This window comes from Novosphingobium sp. B 225, assembly GCF_002198665.1.
Taxonomy (GTDB): Bacteria; Pseudomonadota; Alphaproteobacteria; order Sphingomonadales; family Sphingomonadaceae; genus Novosphingobium.
Window position 1 is genome coordinate 132,098 of sequence record NZ_MWLM01000064.1, and the last position, 25,274, is coordinate 157,371.

The 25,274-nt window shown below is 62.6% G+C and carries 20 protein-coding genes; 16 read left to right on the forward strand and 4 right to left on the reverse strand.

Annotated elements, in window-relative coordinates:
- Positions 1-2: 2 nt before the first annotated feature.
- From MNBBLIKP_RS13115 to MNBBLIKP_RS13150, 8 genes are all read left to right on the forward strand, one after another.
- Entirely contained in the window at positions 3-1,094 is a 1,092-nt protein-coding gene (locus MNBBLIKP_RS13115) for a hypothetical protein (protein ID WP_088310704.1), read from the forward strand.
- A complete protein-coding gene (locus MNBBLIKP_RS13120) occupies positions 1,087-2,049 on the forward strand; it encodes a glycosyltransferase family 2 protein (protein ID WP_254913047.1) in 963 nt (320 codons plus the stop codon). The genes MNBBLIKP_RS13115 and MNBBLIKP_RS13120 overlap by 8 nt, the downstream gene beginning before the upstream one ends.
- Position 2,050: 1 nt before the next feature.
- Complete coding sequence (locus tag MNBBLIKP_RS13125) at positions 2,051-2,443, forward strand: GtrA family protein (protein ID WP_088310706.1); 393 nt, start codon at positions 2,051-2,053, stop codon at positions 2,441-2,443.
- A 10-nt stretch (positions 2,444-2,453) separates the two neighbouring features.
- Entirely contained in the window at positions 2,454-3,800 is a 1,347-nt protein-coding gene (locus MNBBLIKP_RS13130) for a glycosyltransferase family 87 protein (RefSeq protein WP_140420604.1), read from the forward strand.
- A 150-nt stretch (positions 3,801-3,950) separates the two neighbouring features.
- Entirely contained in the window at positions 3,951-4,847 is an 897-nt protein-coding gene (locus tag MNBBLIKP_RS13135) for an SDR family oxidoreductase (protein ID WP_088310708.1), read from the forward strand.
- 13 nt (positions 4,848-4,860) lie between these two features.
- A complete protein-coding gene (locus MNBBLIKP_RS13140; protein ID WP_088310709.1) occupies positions 4,861-5,898 on the forward strand; it encodes an oxidoreductase in 1,038 nt (345 codons plus the stop codon).
- 107 nt (positions 5,899-6,005) lie between these two features.
- A complete protein-coding gene (locus tag MNBBLIKP_RS13145; protein ID WP_088310710.1) occupies positions 6,006-7,607 on the forward strand; it encodes an ArnT family glycosyltransferase in 1,602 nt (533 codons plus the stop codon).
- A 38-nt stretch (positions 7,608-7,645) separates the two neighbouring features.
- Complete coding sequence (locus MNBBLIKP_RS13150) at positions 7,646-8,548, forward strand: homocysteine S-methyltransferase family protein (protein ID WP_088310711.1); 903 nt, start codon at positions 7,646-7,648, stop codon at positions 8,546-8,548.
- Positions 8,549-8,557: 9 nt separating this feature from the next.
- Here the strand turns inward: MNBBLIKP_RS13150 and MNBBLIKP_RS13155 are convergent, their stop codons facing one another.
- Complete coding sequence (locus MNBBLIKP_RS13155; RefSeq protein WP_088310712.1) at positions 8,558-9,508, reverse strand: GlxA family transcriptional regulator; 951 nt, start codon at positions 9,506-9,508, stop codon at positions 8,558-8,560.
- 104 nt (positions 9,509-9,612) lie between these two features.
- On the opposite strand from MNBBLIKP_RS13155, the gene MNBBLIKP_RS13160 reads away from it, so the two are divergent.
- Genes MNBBLIKP_RS13160 through MNBBLIKP_RS13175 form a run of 4 tightly spaced genes read left to right on the forward strand, consistent with a single transcriptional unit; the run spans position 9,613 to position 14,472 of the window.
- Entirely contained in the window at positions 9,613-10,503 is an 891-nt protein-coding gene (locus tag MNBBLIKP_RS13160) for a 3-keto-5-aminohexanoate cleavage protein (RefSeq protein WP_088310713.1), read from the forward strand.
- Between the two features lie 11 nt (positions 10,504-10,514).
- The gene (locus MNBBLIKP_RS13165) at positions 10,515-11,987 is read left to right on the forward strand and encodes a carnitine 3-dehydrogenase (protein ID WP_088310714.1); all 1,473 of its coding nucleotides are present in this window, start codon (positions 10,515-10,517) and stop codon (positions 11,985-11,987) included.
- A gap of 35 nt (positions 11,988-12,022) precedes the next feature.
- Positions 12,023-13,432, forward strand: a complete 1,410-nt coding sequence (locus MNBBLIKP_RS13170) for a purine-cytosine permease family protein (protein ID WP_088310715.1) — start codon at positions 12,023-12,025, stop codon at positions 13,430-13,432.
- Positions 13,429-14,472 carry an alpha/beta fold hydrolase gene (locus MNBBLIKP_RS13175; RefSeq protein WP_140420605.1) on the forward strand — a complete coding sequence of 348 codons (1,044 nt, stop codon included), beginning with the start codon at positions 13,429-13,431 and terminating at the stop codon, positions 14,470-14,472. The genes MNBBLIKP_RS13170 and MNBBLIKP_RS13175 overlap by 4 nt, the downstream gene beginning before the upstream one ends.
- Before the next feature lie 32 nt (positions 14,473-14,504).
- Here MNBBLIKP_RS13175 and MNBBLIKP_RS13180 read toward each other — a convergent pair whose 3' ends face one another.
- On the reverse strand, positions 14,505-16,463 hold the full coding sequence (locus tag MNBBLIKP_RS13180; RefSeq protein WP_254913049.1) for a tetratricopeptide repeat-containing sulfotransferase family protein: 1,959 nt from the start codon (positions 16,461-16,463) through the stop codon (positions 14,505-14,507).
- A gap of 158 nt (positions 16,464-16,621) precedes the next feature.
- The gene (locus tag MNBBLIKP_RS13185; RefSeq protein WP_088310717.1) at positions 16,622-19,093 is read right to left on the reverse strand and encodes a TonB-dependent receptor; all 2,472 of its coding nucleotides are present in this window, start codon (positions 19,091-19,093) and stop codon (positions 16,622-16,624) included.
- A 267-nt stretch (positions 19,094-19,360) separates the two neighbouring features.
- Here MNBBLIKP_RS13185 and MNBBLIKP_RS13190 point away from each other — a divergent pair, with 267 nt between their 5' ends.
- From MNBBLIKP_RS13190 to MNBBLIKP_RS13205, 4 genes are read left to right on the forward strand one after another with little or no spacing between them, the layout of a single operon-like run.
- Positions 19,361-19,969, forward strand: a complete 609-nt coding sequence (locus MNBBLIKP_RS13190) for a thioesterase family protein (protein ID WP_217896685.1) — start codon at positions 19,361-19,363, stop codon at positions 19,967-19,969.
- Positions 19,969-21,120, forward strand: a complete 1,152-nt coding sequence (locus MNBBLIKP_RS13195) for an acyl-CoA dehydrogenase family protein (RefSeq protein WP_088310718.1) — start codon at positions 19,969-19,971, stop codon at positions 21,118-21,120. The genes MNBBLIKP_RS13190 and MNBBLIKP_RS13195 overlap by 1 nt, the downstream gene beginning before the upstream one ends.
- On the forward strand, positions 21,117-23,201 hold the full coding sequence (locus tag MNBBLIKP_RS13200) for an acetate--CoA ligase family protein (protein WP_088310719.1): 2,085 nt from the start codon (positions 21,117-21,119) through the stop codon (positions 23,199-23,201). Before MNBBLIKP_RS13195 ends, MNBBLIKP_RS13200 begins: the two co-directional genes overlap by 4 nt.
- 5 nt (positions 23,202-23,206) lie before the next feature.
- A complete protein-coding gene (locus MNBBLIKP_RS13205) occupies positions 23,207-23,986 on the forward strand; it encodes an enoyl-CoA hydratase-related protein (RefSeq protein ID WP_088310720.1) in 780 nt (259 codons plus the stop codon).
- A gap of 41 nt (positions 23,987-24,027) precedes the next feature.
- On the opposite strand, the gene MNBBLIKP_RS13210 is transcribed toward MNBBLIKP_RS13205, so the two are convergent.
- The gene (locus MNBBLIKP_RS13210; protein WP_088310926.1) at positions 24,028-25,134 is read right to left on the reverse strand and encodes a TauD/TfdA family dioxygenase; all 1,107 of its coding nucleotides are present in this window, start codon (positions 25,132-25,134) and stop codon (positions 24,028-24,030) included.
- Positions 25,135-25,274: the final 140 nt, after the last annotated feature.

Genomic DNA, 25,274 nt, shown 5'->3' on the forward strand with positions numbered 1-25,274 from the left:
GGATGAGCATTGTCGGCCAGATCGCGCATCTGCAGTTCTTTTCCCGGTTTCGCTGGCGTGCGCTGGTATTCGGCGTCGCGACCCTGATCTTTGCCGCCCTGGCGTTCTTCCCGGAACGGTATCTGGCGACCAGTTCGTTTACACCGACGGATCGGGATTCAATGGGGCTGGGTGGAACGCTTGGCCAGCTGGGCGGGCTAAGCAGCGTTTTTGGCAACCAGGCCGCCGTGGAAGTTGCCTTGCGAGTGGGCCACAGCGTTGCCGTTCGCGATGATGTGATCGACAAGACCAGCCTCAAGGATCGGGTCAAATCCGAAGGTCGGATTGCCTTGCAGCGATACCTGACCAAACGCGTTGACATTCGGTCGCTGCGCGGCGGGATCATTACGATTGAGATGCAGGATCCCGATGCAGACCTGGCCAAGGAAATTGTGGCAGCGTATCAGCGGGCAGTCCAGGTAGAGCTGGCCCAGATCAGCCGCCGTCAAACCGCATACAAACGGGACGTGCTGCAAAAGCTTGTCACCGAGGCGTCGGATAAATTGGTACTGGCCCAGTCCGCCTACGATGACTTTCGGTTGCGCAACCGCTATGCAGAACCTCGATCGGCGATGCTCGCTATCGGTGATCGGATCCCGATGCTTGAAGGGACGATCCGGGCGAAGGAAATTCAGCTCGCCACCGCCCGCCAAGTTTACACTGACAACAACCTGACCGTGCAGCAAATGGTTGCCGAACTTGGCGCCTTGCGCTCGCAGCTTGCGCAGGCCCGGTCAACCACGCCAAACCAGAACCAGGGCGTTGGCGAACTGGTCCAGAATTCGAGCTCGTTGTATCGGCTTGAACGGGAGCTGGAGGTGGCCAAATCGCTGTACAGCGGCTATATGCGGTACTTGCAGGGCACGGCGGTCGAAGATCTGACGTCTGATGCCAATCTGCGCGTGCTTGAACAGCCGCATGTCGATACGCAGCGGCAACTGTGGCTTCCCGCTCTGGCGCTGGCGATCGCAATCTTTTTGATGTGGGTGGCGATCGAGGCATATCGCCTGCGGCCGCCCCCCGGTGAAGCGCTGATGGAGCTGGATCGTGCCTGATGCCCGCCTGCCAGATGGCAAGGATCTGCCCGAAATTTCGGTGGTCATTCCTTGCCGGAATGAAGAAGAAAACGCCCCGCTGATTGCCAAGGCCGTCATCGCTCAGCTTGAGCCGGTGACCCGTTCGTTCGACATCATTTTCATCGACAACGAATCTTCGGACCGCACCGTGGAAGTGGTGCGCGCGATGTGCGCTGAAGATCCGCGTATCCGCCTGATCGTCAACAGCCGCAATTTTGGCCAGATGCGATCGCCGACCCACGGGATTTTCTCCGCGCGCGGCGAAGCCGTGGTCGGAATGTGCGCGGATTTTCAGGACTCGCCTGAACTGTTGCCCGAATTCGTCAAGACCTGGCGTGAAGGCGTGCCGATTGTCCTTGGGGTGCGCGAAGGCGAAAAGACCGGCCCTGTGCTGCGGTTCTTCCGCGAGCTTTCCTACAAGCTGCAGAAGAGCTTTGGCGATTATCAGGCGATCCCGAATGCGACCGGTTTTGGCTTGTATGACCGCAAGGTGGTTGATGCGATCCGCGCCATGAATGAGCCGGAACCGTTCTTTCGCGGGCTACTGGTCGAAACCGGATATGAGATCAAGACCATCGGCTACCGCCGGCCGCCGCGATCTGGCGGGAAATCGAACAACAACTTTTTCACTCTGCTTGATTTCGCCCTGAACGGGCTGGCTGGTTCGTCAAAAAACCTGCTACGGGCACCGCTTTATGTCGCGTTCTTCATGGGCCTGCTGACAGCTTTCTGTCTTGGCGGGGCGCTGTTCGCGGCCTTCTTTGGCCGGTCGGTCCAGCTTTGGCTGCTGGCCGCGGCGCTGGAAGGGCAGTTCTGCCTGTTGTTCCTGTTCCTTGGGCTGATCGGCGTCCAGATCAAGCTGATCTCTGAACGAACGCGCAATCAGGCCCTGGTGCTGGAGAAGGAGCGGGTCAATTTCCCGCCGGATAACTGAGATGTTTGACTGGCGGCGCAAGGAGGAGTGGTGGCAGCTTTTGCGCTACTATGCGGCCGGGGCGATCAACGTATCGTTCGGATACATCCTGTTTGCGCTGCTGGTTTGGCTTGGTTTGCAGGTCTATGTCGCCCAGTTGGTGGGCCACGTCCTGGGTGTGCTGTTTAATTACTTCACGTACAGCCGGTTCGCTTTTGCTGGTCAGGAATCGAGCAAGGCATCGTTTGCAGTATCCTATATCGGCACGTATTTTCTGGGTCTCGCTGGTCTGTGGCTGGCGTTGAAGTTCATTCCCTCGCCCTATGGCGCCGGGCTGGCATCGACCATTGCGGTTTCGTTGATCAATTACTTCATACTGAAGCGGCTGGTCTTCCGTGCCCCGGCCGGGGCGTAACGGATCCGGGATGAGCGTGCCGGGAACAGCCAGGTTGCCGAGCCGGTGGGTGGAGCACTTGCTGGCCGTAATAATTCTGGGCGGGATTCTATATTCCGGCATCCATCTGCTGCGCTACGGTTTTCTGCCACCGCCGTTCTTCTATGAACCGTCGGATACTTTTGCGGACTGGTTCAATCCGGCATTCTGGTCGCGCCGTGAAGGTGCCTATGACGCGTGGAAGACAGTCTATCTTCCGCTGTCGTTCGTATTCCTCAGATATCTAGGGATTGATCGCTGCTATCCCGCATCTCGGGCGCTTGAATCAAGCGCGGGCTTGGTTGCGCGCGATTGCGACTGGCTTGGCCTGGTCATGATGGCGGTCATCTTTGCGGCCAATATCTACCTGACCTGGCGAACCTTTCGCAAACTCGCGCCCGAAACAGCCCTCCCGCGGACTATCTGCGTGGCCATGGGAGCGCCGATGCTGAACGCTCTTGAGCGAGGCAATCTGATTTTGGCCGGTTTCACCTGTCTTCTCCTGGCCTTCGGGCCATTGCTGGCTTCGGCAAGGTTGCGGTGGGTGTTTGCCGGGCTGGCTATCAACTTCAAGATCTATCTCGTTGCCTCGGTTATCCCGCTGCTGCTCAAGCGGCGCTGGCGCTGGGTCGAAGGGGCACTGCTGGCTACCATCGTGATCTACCTCCTCAGCTATGCCGCATTCGGACAGGGTACGCCGATGGAGATATTCACCAATGTCCGGGACTTCTCGGGCATTGGTGCGACCCAGATTCTCGACGTTTGGTACACGGCGACTTACCAGCCGCTCTATTCAGTGCTCGAAACCGGCACTTTCCCGATGTCCCAGATCATCGGTTCGGTCTGGGTTGACCGGCTGATGGTGCTGATCCCGCTTTTGACCCGTTTCACCCAGGTTTTGATCATGCTGGCCGCCTTGGCGATCTGGTATCGGCCAGAGGCATTTACCAGCTCGCGTGCGATTGCTCTTGGCACTCTGGCAGCGATCCTCACCAGCGAGCCGGGCGGCTACACCATTGTGTGCTTCATGCTGTTCGTGCTGATGGAGCCGTGGCGTGGCTTTGGTCGGAAGTGGGCGATTGTGGCCTGCTATGTGATGGCATTCCCGTTCGATTTCCCGATCGATACGCTGCCGGAATCGGTCACTGAACTATATTTCCGGGATAGCACGGCTCTGGTCAGCCGGCATGTAACGCTGGGACCATTCGTCCGGCCCCTGATCAACATGACTATCGCCTGGGCACTCGCACTGACGACCTTGCACGATCTTTGGAAGGAGATGGCCGAAAATGCCCACCTTCCTTCTCGCCGGTTCAGGCAAGCGGGGCCGAAAGCGTAAAGTGCAATTCGGCCGCATCGCCAGGTTCAGCTTAAGCCGGGCAGAACAAACGCTCAGTCCGGTGGGTCTGGCGAAAATCAATTTGCCACCTAGTTGGCGAATCCTGTAGGTGCGCCACGCACTTGATCGGAATAAGGATTACACGGGCGCATGCGCTATCTCGTTACCGGCGGACAGGGTATGTTGGGGGGAGATTTCGCGGCGGAGATCGCTGCGTTTCCAGGGCTGAGTGTCTATGCCCCCGGCAAGACTGAACTCGATGTGCGCGATCCGGCGGCCATGATGGCTGCGGCTGACAAGGCGGCGGACGGTTGGCTGGTGCACTGCGCCGCGATGGTCAATGTCGAAGGTTGCGCCCGCGATCCCGACGCGGCGCGCGCGATCATCGTCGACGGCACCGAGAATGCGATTGCTCTTGCCAAGGCAGCAGGCGCGCGGATGTTCTATCCGCAGTCCTTTCTGACCCACGACGGCCGCCAGAATCCAATCCCTGAGGAAGAAGCCCAGCGGCCTTTAGCGCTCTATGGTGAGCTGAAGCTGGAAGCGCAGCACCGCATCGAGGACGCCTTTGGCGAAGACGCCCTGATCGTCGTCATGGCGGGCTTCTTTGGCGGTGAAGCGGCCGACAAGAACTTTGTCGGGCGGATCATCCCGGCTATGCGCGCGGCGATCGAGCGCGGCGAGACAGAGTTTCGCGTCGGAGACCGGGTCTGGCAGCCTACCTGGACGCGCGATCTGGCCTTCAATTCGCTGCAGATGATGCTGGCGGGATGCCGGGGGCGCTACCAGATGGCATGCCACGGCGAAGCCAGTTTCGCAGAACTGGCGCAAGAGATTGTCTATGCCCTGGGCTGGCAGGACCGGCTGTCGATTGTTTCGGTGGATGCAGCAAGCGTGTCTGCAAACGAACTAGGCCGCCGGCCGGATCGCGCCGTGCTGAGCTGTGCCAGACTGAAAACGGAACACCTTGATCTGCAGCGCGACTGGCGCTCCACTTTGCACGCCTATCTGCGCCACCCTTTCTTCGCACAATACCGCTTCAACTGAGAGATACTGACCCATGCAAGAGCTTTTCCAGCCGCTGGCCGCACCCGCCTTTATCCCGCTGCGCAACCGCGTGGTCATGTCGGCGATGAGCCGCAGTTTCGCTGACGAGAACCGCTGTGCAACCGAAGCCATGGTCCAGTATTACGAGCGCCGGGCACTGGGCGGTGCAGGGCTGATCCTGACCGAAGGTACGATCATTGATCGCAGCGGCGATGGCTGGGCCAACGCACCCTATATCGCGAACGATCAGCAGGCCAAAGCGTGGCGTCCGGTGGTGGATGCGGTCCATGCTGCTGGCGGTGCGATTGCCTGCCAGTTGTGGCACATGGGACGCATTTCGCACGCCGATTTCACCGGCGACGCGCCGGTCAGCTCCACCTCGGTCGCCGCCGCAGGCCACAACCGCCAGAACGACAAGCCCTATGGCGAGCCGCGCGCTCTGGCGGCGGATGAAATGCCGGGCGTCTATGCCCTGTTCGCCGATGCCGCCAAGCGCGCGCTCGACGCCGGGTTTGACGCGGTTGAGCTGCACACCGGCCACGGTTACCTGCCCGATCAGTTCCTTGACGGGCATGTCAACGATCGCACCGACAGCTATGGCGGTTCGGTTGAAAACCGCTGCCGCTTCACGCTTGAACTGGTTGAGGCCGTGACCAAAGCCGTGCCAGCGCGTCAGGTTATGGCGCGCATTTCGCCCTCGCGCTTCATGGGCGGGATCTATGAATGGCCGGATCTGGACGATATGTTGGGCCACCTGATCCCGGCGCTGGGCCAGCTGGGCCTTGGCGCGCTGGATGTCAGCTGCGCTGCGTCCGACTATTTCGAAACCTCGGGCCGGATGGTCCGCAAGATCCGCCCGCTGTTCAACGGCGTGATCGTTTCCGGTGCCTCGCTGACGCAGGAACAGGCCGAAGGCGAACTGGCCAGCGGGATGGTTGATGCCATTACCTGGGGCAGGGCTTTCATCGCCAATCCTGATCTGGCGGACCGGATGCGCAGTGGTGCCGAATTGGTTCCCTTCAACGATTCAATGCGCTCAACGCTTGTCTGATCCTCAAATCGACAAGATGTGCCATTGGCTGCCGGAGCAGTAAGCTGAAGCGCTGGATTCCAGGCTGGCCGGGCATCGGTATCGGGGTAATCCTGCTGCTTGCAGCAATGCTGCGCCTGCACGGGATCGGCTTTGGCTTGCCTGCGCTCAACGATCCCGATGAGCTGATTTTCGAACTTGGTGCGACGCGGATGCTGACCGGGCCGACCCTTAATCCGGGGTGGTTCGGCCATCCGGCGACGATCACCATGTATGTGCTCGCGCTGGTCAACGCATCGTCGTTTGGGCTGGGTTTCCTGTTCGGCCAGTATTCCGGACCGGCTGCCTTCATGAACGCGATCTATGCCGATCCGGGGATCGTGATGCTGCCCGGGCGAATGGCCATGGCGGCGTTCAGCCTGGTAACCGTGTGGCAGACCTGGCGACTGGCGCGATCCCTGGCGGGTGATCTGGCCGGTCTGTTCGCGGCGCTGCTGCTGGCCTGCAGCACGGTGCATATCCACTATTCGCAGATCATCCGGTCAGATGTGGTCGGCACGGTGTTTGTGCTGATGACAGTGGCCGCGGCGCTGCGCATCGCCCGCGACGGACGCCGGGCGGACTATGTCTGGGCGGCACTTGGCGTGGCGCTGGCGATGGCCAGCAAATGGCCGTTCGGGATCGCGGCAATCGCGGTTGTCGGGGCGCAATGGGTTCGCTTCAGCGAGAGCCAGAGCCCGCTGAAACAGCAATTGAAACCCTTCGCACTGTTTCTGCTGCTCGCTCCGGTCTTTCTGGTGCTGGTATCGCCCTATCTCGTGCTCGATTTCGGCACGGTGCTGCGCAACCTTGGCGGGGAAGCGCGCACGCAGCATCTGGGGGCGACCGGCGAAGGCCTGTTCGGCAACATGTGGTGGTATTTATCTGGTCCCTTGTGGAAAGCCCTGGGCCTGCCCGGTCTGATCATGGCCGCCGCCGGTCTGGTGCTGATGGCGCGGCAACGCGGGGTCGGCCGGGTCATTCTGCCGGTGCTGATCGTCTATGGCGCGATGATCTGCCTCCACGGGCTGCGGTGGGAACGCTGGGTCCTGCCAATGCTGCCGCTGCTGGCGATTGCGGGCGGTCTGGCCGCAGCGCGGCTGGTAGAGCTTGTTCGCCAACGCAGCGCCGGGGCGTTTTTCGGTTCCGCCGCGACCGGCATGGTCATGTCCGTGGCGCTGGTTCAGGCCATTCCCGCGTGGAGCGATGCCACGGCCCGGATGAACGATACGCGGCAGGTTGCAACAAATTGGGCGCGGCAGCATGTACCGCCCGGCAGCACCGTAATGATCGAGCATTTCGCGTTTGACCTGATCGATGCGCCCTGGACGATCGTGTTCCCGATGGGCGATGCCGGATGCGTCGATGCCAAGGGCATGATTACGGGCCGGGTCGATTACAAGGTGGTGGACGCGGCGCGCGGCAGTCGATCGAATGTCGATTATGGCACCGTTGCTGCAAGCAAGCGCGACACCTGCCGGGCAGACTACGCCATCATCATGGAAATGGAACGCTATCGGCTGGAACAGCATCGCTTCCCGGCGGAATATGGCGCCTATCAAACGCTGTTGCAGTCCATGACTGTCGAAAAGGTGATCCATCCCGAACCGGGGCGCACTTCGGGGCCGGTGATGACAATCCTGAAGCGCAAGGACGTGGCGGGCTCGATGCCGGATGCAAGGCAGCGTTAGAGCTGCTGCCCGTGTCCCCCTCCAGCCAGTGGACTGAAATGAAGCAACCTCTGATCCTTGATGGCGGCATGGGACGAGAGTTGGCTCGCAGCGGTGCGCCGTTCCGGCAGCCTGAATGGTCCGCTTTGGCGCTGATCGAAGCGCCAGAGGCGGTGCAGGCGGTCCACGCCAGCTATATTGCTGCGGGGGCCGGGGTCATCACCACCAACAGCTATGCATTGGTCCCGTTTCATATCGGCGAGGAGCGTTTTGCGCGCGAGGCGAAGGTGCTGGCCGACCGCGCCGGGCGCATGGCGCGGGCTGTGGTTGCAGCGACAGGGGCTGGTCATGTGCGGGTGGCGGGCAGCCTGCCACCGCTGTTTGGATCCTATCGCCCCGATCTGTTCCGGAGCGATGATGCCGCGCGGTTGCTGGCGCCCCTGGTTGACGGGCTGAGCGGCCATGTCGATCTGTGGCTTGCGGAGACCCTGTCGGCCACGGCGGAAGCCCGCGTGGTGGCAGACATGCTGGCGGGCGATGGCCGGCCGCTGTGGCTGTCCTTCACGCTGGAAGACGCCGACGATGATGCAGCCGATCTGGCGCAATTGCGATCGGGTGAGCGGGTTGAGGATGCGGTTGCGCTGGCGCTGGAATGCGGCGCGCGGGCCTTGCTGTTCAACTGCAGCCAGCCCGAAGTGATGGAAGCCGCGGTGATCCGCGCGGTGGCAGAGCGGGACCGGGCAGGCGGCAAGCTGCTGATCGGGGTCTATGCCAATGCCTTTCCGCGCGAACCGGAAGCGGCACCGGCGAACGAGACGATTTCACCAATCCGCGACGATCTGGACCCGCAGCGATACCTTCTGTGGGTGCGGAACTGGCTGCGCGCCGGGGCGGGCATTGTGGGCGGATGCTGCGGGATTGGCCCGGAACATATCGCTGCGATTGCTGCGGACTGCGCCTGATCCCGGCGATCAGGCCGGTTCGGGCAAGCCGGAAGCATTCAGCAATTCGCGCGGGCTCTGGCCGAAAGTCTGGCGGCAGGCCCGAGAAAAGACCGGCTGCGATGAAAATCCTGCGGCCAGCGCGGCTTCCTGTACCGGCATGCGGGCGCTGCGCATCAGGCCGATAGCTTGGCGGATCCGCAGTTCGCGGTAAAAGCGCGCGGGCGGGCGGCCTGTGCGGGCCAGGAACAACCGTTCGGCCTTGCGGCGGCTGACCCCTGCTTCGGCCAGGACCATTGCTAGGCTTTGTCCTTGCGGCATGCCGCGTTCCATCGCCGCGATCAGGCGTTGCAGATCGGGCCCTCCATGGCCAGCCTGCTCTGCCAGCGACAGGCGCTGCGGGGCCGATGCGGGGCGGATGCGATCATGAATCAGCTGGTCCGACACCGCGTTGGCCAGGGCAATGCCATGGCTGGCGGCGATCCTTTCCAGCATCATATCCATCGCGGCGGTTCCGCCTGCGCAAGTGAACAGCCGGGCGTGACGTTCATAGAGTTCGCCCGAAACCGGAATGTGGGGGTGACGCTGGCGGAACTCTTCGGCGGCTTCCCAGTGCAGGGTGATCGTCTCCCGCCCCAGGATACCGGCTTCGGCCAGGACGAAGGCCCCCGTATCGATCGCGCCGATCTGGCACCCCGCGCGCCAGGCGCGGCGGATCTGGCCAAGCAGGGCAGGTTTGGCTTGGGCCAGGGGATCAAACCCGGCGCAGACGATCAGAGCCTCAGGTGCTGCAGGCAGGGGGCCTTCGGCGCGAAGCTGCATCCCATTTGAAGCCAGTGCATGATCACCCCCCGGGGCATGGATCGTCCAGCGATACAGCTCGCGCAGGGCCAGTCGATTCGCGATCCGCAGCGGCTCCAACGCCGCGAAGAAGGCCATGGCGGAAAAGCCCGGCAAGAGCAGGAAAGCCAGATTCTGCATGGTTCAGCACAAAGCCATCAATCGGGGTAAAATGCAATGATCTGGCGCATAACGTGATTTAATCGCGCGAATTCGCGGTTAAGCTGCCCCGCAAGGAGAGCGCCATGAATTTCGAACCCTTCATCACTTGCGCCGTAACCGGATCGGGCAACACTCAGGGGATCCATCCTGATCTGCCGATCACCCCCGAACAGATTGCCAATGCCGCGATCGAGGCGGCGAAAGCTGGCGCGGCGATTGCACATATCCACGTGCGCGATCCCGAAACGGGCAAGGGCTGCCGCGACGTGGCGCTCTACCGCGAAGTGAAGGACCGGATCCGCGCCAGCGACACCGACGTCATCATCAACTTCACCGCCGGGATGGGCGGTGACATCGTGTTCGGTCCCGGCGAGCATCCCCTCCCACTCGATCCCGCCGGGACCGACATGGTCGGGCCGATGGAGCGGCTCAACCACGTGCAGGAACTGCTGCCGGAAATCTGCACGCTCGATTGCGGGACGATGAATTTCGCCGAAGCCGATTACGTGATGACCAACACGCCCGGCATGCTGCGGACCATGGCGGCCGAAGTGCAGCGGCTGGGCGTGCGGCCCGAACTGGAAGTGTTCGATACCGGGCATCTGGTGTTCGTGAAGGAAATGATCCGTGACGGGCTGCTCGACGATCCGGTGATGATCCAGCTGTGCATGGGCATCCCCTATGGCGCGCCGGACGATCCGCTGACCACCATGGCGATGGTCCACCAGCTGCCGGCAGGTTCGGTGTTCAGCGGGTTTTCGATCAGCCGCAACCAGTTGCCGTTCGTGGCGATGGCGGCGCTGGCCGGGGGCAATTGCCGGGTTGGCCTCGAAGACAACCTCTACCTTGGCAAGGGGCAGTTCGCCAGTAACGGTCAGTTGGTCGAACGCGCTGCGCAAGTGCTGACCGGCATGGGCGCGCGGCTGCTTGGCCCGGCCGAGGTGCGCGCCAAGCTCAAGCTGACCAAGCGCTGAAGGGGCGGCAGATGACGGACATTCGCAAGGCAGGGATTGTCGGCGGCGGAGTGATCGGGGCGGGCTGGGCCGCGCGGTTCCTGCTCAATGGGATAGACGTGGCGGTCTATGACCCCGATCCGGAGATCGAGCGCAAGACGCTGGAAGTGGTCGCCAATGCCCGCCGCGCGCTGGGCCGTCTGTTCGGTGCGGCGTTGCCGGCCGAAGGCACGCTCACCATCGCGGCGACGCTGGAGGATGCGGTCAAGGACGCCGACTTCATTCAGGAAAGTCTGCCTGAGCGCGAGGATCTGAAGCAGAAGGTACTGGCTGAGGTTGACCGGCTGATGCCCGCCCATGCGGTGATCGGTTCGTCAACTTCTGGCCTGCTGCCGACCAAGCTCCAGTCTGGCATGGCCCGCCCTGACCGGCTGGTGGTGGGGCACCCGTTCAACCCGGTCTATCTGCTCCCCTTGGTCGAGGTCTGTGGCGGCGATCAGACCAGCCAATCGACCAAGGATATTGCGGCTGCCGTCTATGAACGGATCGGCATGAAAGTGCTGCATGTCCGCAAGGAAATCGACGGGTTCATCGCTGACCGCCTGCTGGAGGCCGTCTGGCGCGAGGCACTCTGGCTGATCAACGACGGGATCGCCACGGCGAGCGAGATCGACGACGCGATCCGGTTTGGCGCGGGGATGCGCTGGTCGTTCATGGGCACCTTCCTGACTTATCGCCTGGCTGGTGGGGAGGCCGGGATGCGGCATTTCCTGCATCAGTTCGGCCCGTCGATGGAATGGCCCTGGACCAAACTGATCGGCCCCAAACTGACTGACGAGCTGATCGATACGGTGGCGCAGCAGAGCGACGAGCAGGCCGGCAATGTCGATCTGCGCACCTATGAACGGCTGCGTGACAACTGCCTGGTCGATCTGACCCACGCGCTGGAACGCAACGATTTCGCATCGGGTGCAGTGGCCAAGGCGCATCGGCAGCGGCTGGGCGGTCAGGTGGCGGCGGATGGCGCCGTTGATGGCAACGGGCGGTTGCAGACCATCGCCACCCCGGTCCAGCCCGAATGGATCGACTATAACGAACATCTGACGGAATGGGCCTATCTCAAGCTGTTCGGCGATGCGACCGACGTCGTGCTGGCGCGGATCGGTGCGGGAGCGGAATATGTCGCGGGTGGCCATTCGTGGTACACGGTGGAAAGTCATTTGCGGCATTTGGGCCAGGCGCGGCTGGGCGAGCCGGTCGAAGTTCGCAGCCGGGTGCTGGCCTGCGATGGGAAACGCTTGCACCTGTTCCACGAAATGGCCAGCCTCAAGCAGAAGGTGGTGATTGCCACGGCCGAACACATGCTGGTCCACGTCGATGCCCAGGCCGAGAAATCGACCCCGGCCCCGCAGGCCATGCAGGAAAAAGCGCGCGGCTTTGCCCAAGGGCAGGAACATTTGCCCTTGCCGGAAGGGCTTGGACGACAGATCAGGATGCCGGGATAAGCCAGACAGGCGCGGCGCAGGGGAGAGCATATCGGATGGCCTTGGTAGAAACCCGCTCGATCGATTACGTTCCCCTGAGAGAACGCCATGGCAAGGTCTGGCACCTCTGGCCGGTGTGGTTCACCGGCGATGCTCATCTGGCGACCCTGGCCACCGGGGCGATCAGCGTTGCGGCGGGGCTCAGCTTGTTCTGGTCGGCGATCGCGGTCCTGGGCGGCTGCGCGCTGGGTACGGTGCTGATGGCCTTCCATTGCACCCAGGGGCCGCATCTGGGCTTGCCGCAGATGATCCAGTCGCGCCCTCAGTTCGGCTATCTGGGGGCCTTGCTGGTCTGGGTGGTGGCGCTGGTCACCTACATCGGCTTCAACGCGCTCAATCAGACGCTGGCCGCCGATACGCTGAAGGAGCTGGCCGGGTTCCCGCATGGGCCAACCGTGATCGTGTTCTCGCTGGTGGCGGTCGCTGTGGCGGTGATCGGCTATGATCTGATCCACCTGGCCCAGCGCTGGCTGGCCTATGCCATGCTGGCGGTGCTGGCGGTCTATACGGTTGGCGCGTTCGGGATTGTCGATCTGGGCAAATTGCTCGCCCCCGGTGAGTTCCGGGCCACTCCCTTCCTGGTCCAATTCTTCGCTGCCGCCGCCTATCAGCTTAGCTGGTCGATCTATGTCTCGGACTATTCGCGCTACCTGCCGAAAGACGTCGGGATCCGCGAAAGCTTCTTCTGGACGTTCTGGGGGGCCTTCGTGGGCGGGGCCTGGATGATGCTGGTCGGCACTTTCGCTTATGCCGCTTTCGCCACGCCAGATGGAATCATCGCCGCGCTGCGGGACAGTTCGGACGCGATCTTCCCCGGGTTTGGCGTGGTCATGCTGGTCACCAGCTTCCTTGGCCTGATCACGATCACCTCGCTCAATTTCTACGGCGCTTCGCTGACCCTGCTGAGCGTGATGGACAGCCTGACCTCGGTGCAGCTGGGTGTAAAGGCGCGGGTGCTTTCGCTGTTCACGGTGTTCACGGCGGCAGTCTCGCTTTCGCTGGTGGTCAGCGGTAACGTGTTGCACGGGTTCGAAGCGTTCCTGGGCGTGCTGGGCTATCTGTTCACCCCGTGGACCGCGATCAACCTGGTGGACTTCTTCTTTGTGCGGAAGGGGCGTTATTCGATCCGGGCGATGTTCATGGCCGATGGGCTATATGGCAAGTGGAATTGGCGCGGATTGGTATCTTATGCCGTAGGCTTTGCGGCCATGATCCCGTTCTTCAAGACCGGGCTCTACACCGGACCGGTGGCCACGGCGCTGGGGAGAGCGGACATTTCAATGCTGGTGGGATTGCCGGTATCTGCCGGCGTTTACCTGTACCTCTGCCGAAACCTTAACTTGCAAGCCGAACAGGAGCAGATCGCCGTGCTGGACCGCAACCTTGAAACGGAGCCGGTGCGTTGATCGCCCGCGCTGCCGCTCTGATCGCTCTCGCGCTGGCCCCCGCTCCGGTATTGGCCAAGCCCACTGCCGATGCGCCGATCGTGTTCCCTGACCGGTTCGATCCGATCGGCACCCCGGTGCAATCGGTCAAGACCGGCACGGGCCGCACGGTTCATTTCACCGATACGGGCGAGGCCGGATGGAAGCCGCTGCTGTTTATCGGCGGCGTGGGCACAAGCGGCCGTGCGCCGGAACTGGTTGCATTCCTCGATACCATGCGCCGCCGCCTGAAAGTGCGGATCATTGCGGTCGAGCGCAATGGCTTGGGCGACAGTGCCTATGATCCGGACTGGACGTTTGCCGATTATACGGCGGATGTGCGGCTGGTGCTGGACAAGCTGGCGGTTGGCAGGTTCTCGCTGGCGGCGATTTCCGGGGGCGGGGCCTATGCCGGGCACGTGGTTGCGGCCATGCCGGAACGGATAGCTTCGTGGCACATGCTCGCGGCGGTATCATCCTCGCCTGCGAGCGGGGCCGCCTGCGGGGTCGATCAGGCCACGCTGGAAGCCCAGCTTACGCCGCAGATCGGGGCCCCGCGCGTGTGGTGGGACATGCCTGATGATGGCGTTGCCGCCCATGTCCGCGGGTTTGACGATCGCACCGCGGATGAAGGCGCGCGCGCGTTCTTCATCGCCGGACAAAAGGGTGATGCACGCGGGGTGGCGCGCGAATACAAGCGGTTCTGTGATGCGCCCGCGCAGATCAAGGGGCTGAAGGCCCCGGCGTTCTTCTATTACGGCACGGCGGACAAGCTGGTCCCGCCCAGCCACGGTGCATTCTGGGGCAGGCAGGTGCAGGGCAAGGTCACCTATCGCACCTACCCCGGCGAAGGGCACGATGTGCAGTATCGCCACTGGGACCAGTTGCTGCTGGATGTCGCGGGGTACGGGAACCGCACGCTGGTTTGTGACAAAGGCAAGGCACATCTGATCGCCGGACCAGTCGATCCAGCGCGGCTGCCGTCCGGTCGCACGCTGGGGGTCTGCGCCTGGACAAGGTAGATCAGGTCGGATCAACCTTATGTCATCAGGCTCTAAGCGCCCAGCGCCGCTTTCAGCGGGCCCAGCCAGGGGTCAAAATTCTTCCACACTTCGGTCCCGTCACGGTTGATCGGACGGCGCACCTGTTCACTGCTGGGGGTGCGCACCGCGCGCTCCGTGCGATGGAATTCGACGCAGGATTGCTCGAACGGCAGACCGCAATAATCAAGAATCCGGCGTACCTGACCTTCCAGATCTTCGATCACGTCCTCATGCTGCACTTTCAGCACACGGCCGGGCAGCACGGCATCCCAGTGATCCATCAACCGGACATAGTCGGTGTAATAACGACCGATGTGATCGAGATCGTAGGAGAAGTCCTGCCCTTGCGCGAACAGCTGCTTGAACACCGAAAACCCGCAGGCCAGCGGTTCGCGCCGGGCGTCGATGATCCGGGCATTGGGCAGCATCAGGTGGATCAGGCCGATATGACGGAAATTGTTGGGCATTTTGTCGATGAAGAAAGGCGTACCTTCCACCCGGTGGATGCGAGTGGAATCGATATAGGCCTGGCCCAGTTCGGCCAGCTTTTCGGCCGACAATTCCCGCAGGTTGGCCGGATAGATTTCCTGCGCATCGGCGGCGAGCCGCCCACTGAGCCGCGAAGCTGTAGCCATCACGTCGGGCAGCTCGGTGGTTCCCTCGACCTGACTGTGCGAGGCAAGGATCTGTTCCAGCAAGGTTGATCCGGCGCGCGGCAGGCCCAGAATGAAGATCGGATCAGGCGCCGGGCAGCCTGCGCCAGCCTTGTCCGCGAACAGCGCGGCGTCGCAATGTTCGATCTGTCGATCAAATTCGCGCGTGATCGCGTTCGGCTTGTACTGCGCCACGCCCTGGCGCAGGGCATTGCCGCGTTGGTAATATTCGAACGAACGCGCATATTCGCGCGCGTCTTCAAAGGCCTTGCCCAGCGCGAAGCAAAGGTGGATGCGGTCATCAACCGCGATCCCCGGCTTGCCTTCTTCATCCACCATCACCTCGATTTCATCCGGGGTGAAGCGGTAGGTTTTAAGATTGGCGAGGCTCCAATAGGCATCGCCGAAATCGGGTCGCACAGTATAGGCGCGGCGATAGGCGGCAACAGCCGCGTCGATCCGGCCAAGGGTTTTCAGCGCATGGCCATAAGTCAGGCTGACCGTGGTGTGATCCGGGGCATTGGCCTGAAGCCGGGAATATTCGTCAGCCGCATCCTCTGTCCGGCCCACGTGCAGCATCAGATTGGCCCGTTGCATGAGGAATTGCGGATTGGCCGGTTCCGCCGCCACCAGCTTTTCGGCCACTGTCAGAGCGGTTTCAAACTTGAAGCGCTTGCTTAGCACTTCGGCGTAATCGAACCGGGCGGGCAGGAAACCGGGGTTGAGATGGCAGCAGCGCTCAAGGATGAATTCCGCATCCTCATATTCACCCAGCCGGGTGCCCAGTTCGGCCAGCAGGCGCATCGCCACCGGATCGGCGGGGGCCTTCATCAGGTAGGCCCGGATCCGTTCCTCGGCCAGAGTATAGTCCTGATCGTAATAGGCTGACAGCGCGGCCAGCAATTCAGGCGGATGCCCTTCGACATCATGGATTTTTTCGATCAGCTCCCCAGTCTTGGCCGGATCAGCCTGCTGGTAATGGGCCACAAGCAGCTTGAGCGATGCGGTCAGGAGCGGATTGAGGTCCGTGGCGCGTTCATAGGCGGCGATCGCCCGTTCGCGGTTGCCGGCCTGGCGGTGGCAATGGCCACGTTCCTGCCAGGCCCGGCCCAGATAGGGCGCCCGTTCAATCAGTTGATCGAGCAAACGGTGTGCGGCGGGCAGGTCCCCGCGCATGCGTGCGGTCACTGCCGCAAAATAGAGCACTTCGGGATCATCGCCGCGCGTCGCCACCAGCTTTGCCGCCATGGCTCCGGCCGCAACCACATCGCCGCGAGCCAGCGCAAGCTTTGCCTCTACCAGGGGATCGTTTTGCACGGCGTGTGAACTTTCAGACTTCATCCTGGCTGCCACCATGGCCACAAGCGCGTGGCTGGACAAGGGTGCCGAAAACAAGATCCCGGCGGGTTGAACTGGTTCAACCCGCCGGGACCGGTATTCTAACTGCTGCGGTACCGGGTTAGCCCCGGATCCGGTCAGTAGTTGAAGTTGAACCGCAAGCCGATGGTCCGCGGACGGATCGTCGATTGCAGGTTGATGTTATCACTGTTCGAAATGTAGCTGACGGCGCGCTTGTCCGTCAGGTTGGTAGCGAACAGTTCGGCGCTCCAGCCATCGCGCTTGAACCCGGCCGAAGCATCGAACTGGGCATAGCCGGGCAGCTTGAAGTTCTGCGGCTTGATCGTCGATGTCCACGAAGTACCGACGAACTGACCGCCCACCTGACCAAAGAAGGTCGTGCCGGTTGATGCTTCATGCTCATAGCGCATGCGCAGACCGCCCTGCCAGTGTGGAGCCAGCGCCAGCGGGCTGCCCAGCGGCATGAAGGTCAGATCAAGCGGACCACCGCCGGTCTTCGCACGGAAGTCTGCCGGGGTGCTGGCATAGTCTGTCAGTTCCGAATCGTTGTAGGCCAGGTTGCCGGTGATCGTCAGTTCCTGCGTGGCGCGCCAGACGAGGTCGGTGGTAACCCCCTTGACCCGCGCGTTCGGCCCGTTGAGCACGAAAGTGGAGTTGCTGATCGACGGTGCATAGATCGACACCGGAATGCCGGTCCAGTCGATCAGGAAGGCCGAACCGTTCCAGCGCAGACGGTTGTTGGCGAACTGCAGCTTCCAGCCCACTTCGTAGTTCTTCACGCTATCAGACTGATAGGTGTAGGGAATCGGGAACTTTGGATCGCGGCTGGGCCCGCCGCGACGGTTGAACCCGCCCGGGCGATAGCCTTCCGAGAAGGTGGCGTAGAACAGCATGTCGGTGTTCGGCTTGTAGCTCAGCGTCACCTTGGGCGTGGTGCCCTTTTCGTGGCTCGGGCTCTTGCCGGCCAGCGAAATGCCATAGTTGCCACTGCCGCAGGGATGACCGTTGGGCAGTACGCTGGCCTTTGTGCTGAAGTGGCCACCGCAGTTGACCGAACCGCGCAGCGAGACTTCCTGGTTGTACCAGCGGATCCCGGCAGTCAGCGTCAGCTTGTCGGTAATGTCGAAGCTGCCTTCGCCGAACAGCGCGAACTGGCTTTCACCGCGTTCAGCGTCGTTGAAGTAGACCCCGCCATCCGGACGGATGTAGTTGGTGATCCGGTCGGTGCCGCCCGGATACTGGCCCTTGTAACCCTGCACCGCCGCGCCTTCATAGTACCAGACGTTGTCGGCGAAGACCTTCGACCGGTCATAATAGACCCCGGCCTGCACGCGCAGACGCTTGTCCGACGGGGTGGCGATCCGGAATTCCTGCGAGAACCGGTTCGACCGCGACTTGTCGATATGGGTCATCCGCGGCGTGGCGCAGGTGGCATAGCCCGGATAGGAGCAGATGTAATAAGGCGCGAACGGGCCGACGGCGGAATAGCGGGTATAGTCGAACTTCTGGTCGACCTTCCGGTCCAGATAGGAGCCGGTATAGACCAGATCGAGCCCGCCCAGCTTGCCTTCGACCGACCACTGCAGCTGGTTGAATTCATCGTGGTTGGTATCGGGCGAGAAGCGCATCACCTTGAGATCGCCCAACGTCGGGTCGAACTGGAACACGCCTTCGGCTTCGAGCACCTGGTACATGTCCTGAACGGTCACCGTCCAGTCCGGCGCCGGCGACCAGCGCATCGAAACACGCCCGCCGGTGTAGGTGGCGGGGTTGAAATCGTTGCGGGCATAGGCGGCGTTGTTGATCGTCGGCCGGGTCGCGGTGGCAGGCAGGGCAAAGGCCACGGTGCCATCGGCGTTGCGGCCGATCAGTGGCATCTGGAACGTGCCATAGACGTTGTCGATAAAGCCACCCTGGCGGTCAACAAAGGCTGTGGCACGGATCGCCAGCTTGTCTTCGATGATCGGGATGTTGATATAGCCATTGGCCGAACCGCTATAGGCATGGCCCGGCGTGGTAGCCCCGCTCAGCGAGACGCCGGCCTGAAACTTCGACAGGTTCGGCTTGTTGGTGATATAGCGGATCGCCCCGCCTTCCGCGCTCGCGCCAAACAGCGTGCCCTGCGGACCTTCCAGTACTTCGACGCGTTCAAGGTCGGTCACGTAGACGTCAAGGTTGCGTCCCGGAACGGCCACCGACGCATCGTCAAGGTAGATAGCGACGTTCGGGCTGGCTCCGGCCACCGCCGAGGTCTGGATTGCTACCTGTGAAAGCGACAGGCCGCGAATCGACACCGTCTTCTGCCCCGGACCGCGTCCACCTGCGTGAACCTGCGGCAATTCAGTCAGCAGCTGGTCAAAGCTGGTGATCCCGCGCTCGGTGAGCTGATCGCCGCCAAGTGCCTGGACGGTGATCGCCACGTCCTGCATCTTTTCGGCGCGACGCGATGCGGTGACGACGATGTCGGCAATGCCGCCATTGTCCGATTCCGCAGCGTCAGCCGCAGCGTCCTGCGCCAAAGCCTGGGTCCCGGACATGCCGATCAGCATGCCGGTGATTGCTGTCGAAAGCAGCAAATGTCGCTTCATGTAAGCCTCCCTGTTCGTTGTCCGCCAGCGTGCGCCGACTGGACGGTTGAAACGTCATGCCAACGCAGATCCTCAAAATTCTGCGTGGGCGAGGTATGGCCGGTAACAGACCAAGGTTGCCCAATTGTGGCAACTCAATACCTTCTGAAATGACGTTGGCACCCTGTGGTGGCAAGTCAATCTGCAATGCCGCTCATTAGGGGCAGTAATGGGTAGCATTAGTTGCTTGGGTCACCGGACCTGCGCTTGCCAAGCCCGCGCCCGGGAATGCAAGCAGCGCGCGGTTTTGCGGAGCTGACGATGGGAACCGGAACGGACAGCGCTGAGGTTGCGGAACACGGGTTTCGCACTCCTTTGGAAGGGGTCGCGGCGGCGGCGTGGAATGCGGCTGCAGCTGTGCCTGCGCCATTGCGCCTGATCAGCCCGACGGTGCCGGCCGAATGGGTCGATTACAACGGGCATATGAGCGAAAGCTGCTATCTGCTCGCCTTCGGGGACCAGTCTGATGCCTTCTTCCGTTTCATCGGCATTGATGAAGCCTACCGGGCGGCGGGGCATTCGCTGTTTACCGTCCAGACGATGATCTTCAATCTGGCCGAAGCGCATCTGGGCGACCGGTTGAACCTGTCGCTCCAGCTTCTCGATGCCGACGACAGGCGGCTGCACATCTTCCATGCGATGCACAATGCGGATAGCGGCGAATTGCTCGCTACGGGCGAACAGATGCTGGTGCATGTCGATCTGGCGGCAGGCCGGTCCGCGCCGATGCCGCCAGAGCTCCACGCCCGCGTCAAGGCGGTGCTGGCAGCCCATGCGGCGCTGCCGGTCCCGGCCCAGGCGGGCCGCAATATCGCGATCAGGCGGGAACCCCGATAATGGACTTTGCCCTCTCCTCCGAACAGCAGATGCTGGTCGAAACCGTCCGCAAATTCGTCGAGGCGGAGCTCTATCCGCACGAAGTGCTGGTTGAACGGGCCGACGATATTCCCGCCGATCTGGCCGAGGACATTCGCCGCAAGGCGATCGAGCTGGGGCTCTATGCCGTCAACATGCCGGCCGAACTGGGCGGCGGCGGATTGGGCACATTCAACACCACCCTGATGGAGCGCGAACTGGGGAGGGCGAGCTATGGCCTGCAGATGCTGGTTGCGCGGCCCAGCAACATTCTGCGCGGCTGTGCAGAAGGGCAGATAGAGGAATATCTGCTCCCAACGATCCGGGGCCTCCGTCACGATTGCCTGGCCATGACCGAACCCGATGCCGGGTCGGATGTCCGCTCGATGCGCACTTTCGCAAAGCGTGACGGCGGCGATTTCGTGATCAACGGGACCAAACATTTCATCAGCCACGCCGATATGGCCGACTACGTGATCCTCTGTGCAGCAACCGGTGAGCTGGGCGGCGGGAAACGTTCGATCAGCTGCTTTCTGGTCGATTTCGACACACCCGGTCTGACCCGCCGCAGGGGGCCGAAATGCGTCAGTCATCGCGGTTACCACCAGTGCGAACTGGTGTTCGAAGATTGCCGAATTCCGGCCCGTAATCTGCTGGGGGAGTTGGATAAAGGCTTTGATCTGATGGGCCAATGGCTTGGCTCGACCCGGCTTCAGGTTGCCACCACCTCGGTCGGGCGGGGGCAGCGTGTACTGGAAATGGCCAGCCAGTGGGCGGCTACCCGCAAACAATTCGGCCAGGCGATTGGCAAGTTTCAGGGCACGGGCTTCAAGCTGGCGGACATGAAGACAGAGCTGGAAGCCGCAGAACTCTTGACGCTGCGCGCGGCGTGGAAAGACGATCAGGGCTGCATGACCGATACCGATGCAGCCATGGCCAAACTGTTTGCTTCGGAAGCCCTGGCGCGGATCACCGACAATGCCTTGCAGATCTTCGGGGGTATGGGTCTGATGGATGAATTGCCGATCGAACGGTTCTGGCGCGATGCCCGGGTGGAACGGATCTGGGACGGGACCAGCGAAATTCAGCGCCACATCATCAGCCGCGCACTGCTGCGCCCGCTCGAAGCATGAGCAAGCCTGTGCTTGGCCGCCTGCTGCGGCCACGCTCGATTGCCTTTGTCGGCGGCAAGGCCGCAGAAGAAGCAGTGCGGCAAAGCGTGGCATTCGGGTTTGATGGCGCGATCTGGCCGGTCAATCCCCGGCGCGAAAGCATGGCGGGCGTGCCGTGCGTGCCCGATCTGGCTGCGCTGCCACAGGCTCCGGACGCCGTGTTCCTGGCTGCGCCTGCAGATCCCAGCATTGCTCTTGCTGCAGAGCTGGCCAACATCGGCGCGGGCGGGGCGATCTGCTATGCCTCTGACTTTGCCGAAGCCGGTGAACACGGGCGGCAGCGCCAGACAGACCTGTTGGCGGCCGCCGCCGGCATGCCGCTGATCGGGCCCAATTGCTACGGTATGCTCAACGCATTTGACCGGGTGGCGCTGTGGCCGGATCAGCATGGCTGTTTGCCGATTGCCGCCGGGCGCGGGGTGGCAATCATCAGCCAGAGCGGCAATCTGGCACTCAATTTCACCATGCAGGCGCGCGGATTGCCGATCGGCTACGTCATCAGCGTCGGTAACTGCGCCGATGTGACCCCGGCCGATCTGATCGAGGCGCTGATCGAAGACCCCCGGGTCAGCGCGATCGGCCTGCATCTGGAAGGGCTGGGTTCGGTCGCCCGCTTTTCGGCGGCTTGCTGCGCCGCCCGCGCTGCCGGAGTGCCGCTCGTGGCGCTCAAGACCGGTTCCTCTGCCAAAGGGGCTGTGCTGACCATGTCGCACACCAGCTCGCTCGCCGGGGCCGATGCGCTGTGTGATGCACTATTCGCGCGCTATGGCGTGGCCCGCGCGCACGATCCCGCGACTTTCCTCGAAACGCTGAAGCTGCTACACATTGCCGGGCCGCTTGCGGGCGGGCGGATCACCAGCGCGAGTTGTTCGGGCGGCGAAGCTTCGCTGACTGCGGATCTGGCTGAGCGTTGCGGGCTGGAAACGCCGGACTTTCCGTCTGCCACGCAGGCCCGGCTCGAAGTGGTGCTGGGGGACCGGGTGCAGGTTGCCAACCCGCTGGATTACCACACCTATATCTGGGGCGATCTGCCTGCCCAAACCGCCTGTTTTGCCGGAATGATCGATGCGGGGTTCGAAGCATCGATCCTGATCCTGGATTTCCCGCGCGCTGATCGCTGCGTGCCGATGGATTGGGAGACTACGCTGGACGCCTTTATCGCCGCGCACTGCGCCGCGCCGCCTGCGCCGGGCACGGTGCGGATGGTGGTCAGCTCGCTGGGTGAGAACCTGCCTGAAGCGGTCGCGATGCGCCTGCTGGAACCGGGAATTGCCCCGGTCGCCGGGCTGGGCACCGCGCTGCAGGCCGTGGCCGCAGCGGCGCGGATCGGCGCGGTTTGGGCTCAGCCGGTTCCGTCCCCGCTGCCGCAGTTGCCGGTGCAGGCTTTGGGCGATCCGGTGGTCTGGGATGAAGTGCGCAGCAAGGCTGCACTGGCGGCGGCAGGCCTGACCGTTCCGCGCGGCAAGTTGCTCCACCCGGCCGAATTGGAGGCTTTATGCGGCGATGAACAGTCCAGCCTGCCTGCGCCTTTTCCCTTGGTGCTGAAAGCGGTTGGCAGCGATTTGGCCCACAAGACCGAGCTGGGCGGGGTGGCGCTGCGGATCACCTCGCGCACCGAGCTCCTCAACGCAGCACAGCGGATGGCCGGGCTATCAGACACCTTCCTGGTCGAGGAAATGGTCAGCGAGGCGATTGCCGAATTGATCGTCGGCATCGGACGCGACCCGCAGTTCGGTCTGTTCCTCACCCTGGGGGCAGGAGGCATCTTTGTCGAACTGCTGCGCCAGGTGGAACAGGTCCTGCTCCCTGCCAGCAGTGCAGAAATTGCCGCCGCGCTGGCCCGCCTGCCGCTTGACGCGGTGCTGACCGGCTATCGCGGCCGGCCGGGCTGCGACATGGTGGCGCTGCTTTCCGCCATCGAAGCCATTGCCGCATTTGCCATGGCGCACGCCGATTGTCTGGAAGAGCTGGACGTCAATCCCTTGCTGGCTTTGCCTGCGGGGGCCATGGCGGTTGATGCGCTGATCAGGATCAAGGAATAGCCCGCATGTCTGCCGTCTCACTCGCACGCCATGGCGAAATTCTGGTCATTACGCTTGATCGACCCAAGGCCAATGCCATCGATGTGGCAACCAGTCTGCAACTCTACGCAGCATTCAGGGCACTGAATGATGATCCGGCACTGCGGGTGGGGATCGTAACCGGGACCGGGCGGTTCTTTTCCGCCGGTTGGGATCTCAATGCCGCGAATGAGGGTGAGGCAGCCGATGCCGATCACGGGCCGGGCGGTTTCGCCGGGCTGACCGAATACTTTGACCTGACCAAGCCGGTGATCGCGGCCGTCAACGGGCTGGCCGTGGGGGGCGGGTTTGAACTGGCCCTGGCGGCGGATCTGATCGTGGCGAGCACGCAGGCGCGGTTCTGGTTGCCGGAAGTGCAACTGGGCATACTGCCGGATTCGGGCGGCTTGCTGCGCCTGCCCAAAGTTCTGCCTGCCGCACTGGCGCGCGAAATGATCCTGACCGGGCGGCGGCTTGAAGCGCAAGAGGCACTGGCCGCCGGGCTGGTCAGCCGGATTGTCCAGCCCGATGTGCTGCTGGACACGGCGCTGGACCTCGCGCGGGAGATTGCCAAGGGCGCTCCGCTCGCGATTCGCGCCGCGCGCGAGATCCTTCGCGCGACCGAAGGGCTGGAAGTGGCGGCGGCCTATCGCACGATGCGCAGCGGGTCGATCCCCAGCTACAGCGCGATGCTCGATTCCGAAGACGCATTAGAAGGCCCGCGCGCCTTTGCCGAGGGGCGGACACCGCACTGGCAAGGGCGCTAGGTGAGCAGGAGCCGGACTTTTGGACCGGCCCCTGCGCGGTTCTAACGCGCGAGCAGGCGCAAGCGCGAATTGAACTCGCCGCGATCGACGTAGCAGCCGTGCAGGTGCCGGAATCCGGTCGATGGATCGAACGCCTCACGTCCGTGCAGGATCCGGCGGTTGTCGAACACCACCATTTCGCCGGGTGCCAGTTTGAATTCAATCCGATAGGCCGCGTCCCGGGTCTTCGTCATATAAGCACGGTAAGCCCGATAATAGTCTGGCATGATCTCTGCTGGCATATCGAATATCGCGGCAATATGCGCGTTATAGCGGATCTCGCTGAGTTCGCCTGACCGGTCGAGCGTGATGACCGGGGCCCGCACCCGGATGTCGGCAGTCTGATCGTGGAACCGGAAAGGGATTGGCACTTCGGCCAGCAGCTGGAACGCGGCGGGATCTTCGTCCCGCAAATCCTGGGCCAGGGCAAAACCATCAGCAAAGACAGAACCCCCGCCGCTTGATTCGTTGGCGATACAATGCAGAAACTGGAAGCCTGGCGGAACTTCCTGATTGGGCAGATCGGTGTGCAGGGGCAGCGCGACCGAAGTGTAGGCCAGATTGTTGGGATCGGGCATGCTGATCACTTCAAAGGTCGTGCCAAAATTGGTCTCACGCAGGAACCCGACCCGCTGCGCCACTTCAACCCCGGCGCCATGCCGGTCCTCGAGGCGATCGACGATCGACAGCCCGTAACTGGCGGTTTGCACCATCCAGTCACGCAATGCGCTATCGTCCGCCAGCACCGCGTCTGCATGGAAGCGCGGAATGCCAGCCGGGGTAAGGTTGGCATGCCAGAGCTGGGGGGTGATAGCGGCAGGATCGATGGCGGGCAGGCCGGGCTGATTGGCAGCGAGCAGTGTCAACGGCATCAGGCTCACATGGCTGTCGGCATAGATCAGTCTGACATGCTCCCCCGAAATTTCCGCGGAAAGCAATTGCGGCGAGGGATCGAGCGAAAGCAGGTCAAGCAGGCGCTCGTGCGTTTGCGGATGCAGCCCGGCAGGGCAGTTGTCGCGCAACCAGATCGTGGGATAGGTCGTGCGCGAATTGTCCGTCCAGATCACGCCAAGCGCGTCTGCACGGACCTCAAGTCCAGATACAGTCATGGGAATTCCAGTGCGATTCAGGAATTTCGGGATGTGCGAAACAAGGATCAGCCGCGCGGCGGCGGCCACCACTGCTGGGTCTTGCCATAGGGCGCACCGCTGCCGCGCCGGCCAAGCCCAAAACTTTTGCAATCCAGATC

What these genes read in the sequence shown, in the direction of transcription:
- MNBBLIKP_RS13155 (WP_088310712.1), bottom strand. Translation starts at nt 9,508, where the DNA reads ATGCAGAATCTGGCTTTCCTGCTCTTGCCGGGCTTTTCCGCCATGGCC.
- MNBBLIKP_RS13145 (WP_088310710.1), top strand. Translation starts at nt 6,006, where the DNA reads ATGCTGCGCCTGCACGGGATCGGCTTTGGCTTGCCTGCGCTCAACGAT.
- MNBBLIKP_RS13195 (WP_088310718.1), top strand. Translation starts at nt 19,969, where the DNA reads ATGGACTTTGCCCTCTCCTCCGAACAGCAGATGCTGGTCGAAACCGTC.
- MNBBLIKP_RS13170 (WP_088310715.1), top strand. Translation starts at nt 12,023, where the DNA reads ATGGCCTTGGTAGAAACCCGCTCGATCGATTACGTTCCCCTGAGAGAA.
- MNBBLIKP_RS13135 (WP_088310708.1), top strand. Translation starts at nt 3,951, where the DNA reads ATGCGCTATCTCGTTACCGGCGGACAGGGTATGTTGGGGGGAGATTTC.
- MNBBLIKP_RS13125 (WP_088310706.1), top strand. Translation starts at nt 2,051, where the DNA reads ATGTTTGACTGGCGGCGCAAGGAGGAGTGGTGGCAGCTTTTGCGCTAC.
- MNBBLIKP_RS13150 (WP_088310711.1), top strand. Translation starts at nt 7,646, where the DNA reads ATGAAGCAACCTCTGATCCTTGATGGCGGCATGGGACGAGAGTTGGCT.
- MNBBLIKP_RS13160 (WP_088310713.1), top strand. Translation starts at nt 9,613, where the DNA reads ATGAATTTCGAACCCTTCATCACTTGCGCCGTAACCGGATCGGGCAAC.
- MNBBLIKP_RS13115 (WP_088310704.1), top strand. Translation starts at nt 3, where the DNA reads ATGAGCATTGTCGGCCAGATCGCGCATCTGCAGTTCTTTTCCCGGTTT.
- MNBBLIKP_RS13165 (WP_088310714.1), top strand. Translation starts at nt 10,515, where the DNA reads ATGACGGACATTCGCAAGGCAGGGATTGTCGGCGGCGGAGTGATCGGG.
- MNBBLIKP_RS13130 (WP_140420604.1), top strand. Translation starts at nt 2,454, where the DNA reads ATGAGCGTGCCGGGAACAGCCAGGTTGCCGAGCCGGTGGGTGGAGCAC.
- MNBBLIKP_RS13140 (WP_088310709.1), top strand. Translation starts at nt 4,861, where the DNA reads ATGCAAGAGCTTTTCCAGCCGCTGGCCGCACCCGCCTTTATCCCGCTG.
- MNBBLIKP_RS13205 (WP_088310720.1), top strand. Translation starts at nt 23,207, where the DNA reads ATGTCTGCCGTCTCACTCGCACGCCATGGCGAAATTCTGGTCATTACG.
- MNBBLIKP_RS13210 (WP_088310926.1), bottom strand. Translation starts at nt 25,134, where the DNA reads ATGACTGTATCTGGACTTGAGGTCCGTGCAGACGCGCTTGGCGTGATC.
- MNBBLIKP_RS13200 (WP_088310719.1), top strand. Translation starts at nt 21,117, where the DNA reads ATGAGCAAGCCTGTGCTTGGCCGCCTGCTGCGGCCACGCTCGATTGCC.
- MNBBLIKP_RS13185 (WP_088310717.1), bottom strand. Translation starts at nt 19,093, where the DNA reads ATGAAGCGACATTTGCTGCTTTCGACAGCAATCACCGGCATGCTGATC.
- MNBBLIKP_RS13190 (WP_217896685.1), top strand. Translation starts at nt 19,361, where the DNA reads ATGCAAGCAGCGCGCGGTTTTGCGGAGCTGACGATGGGAACCGGAACG.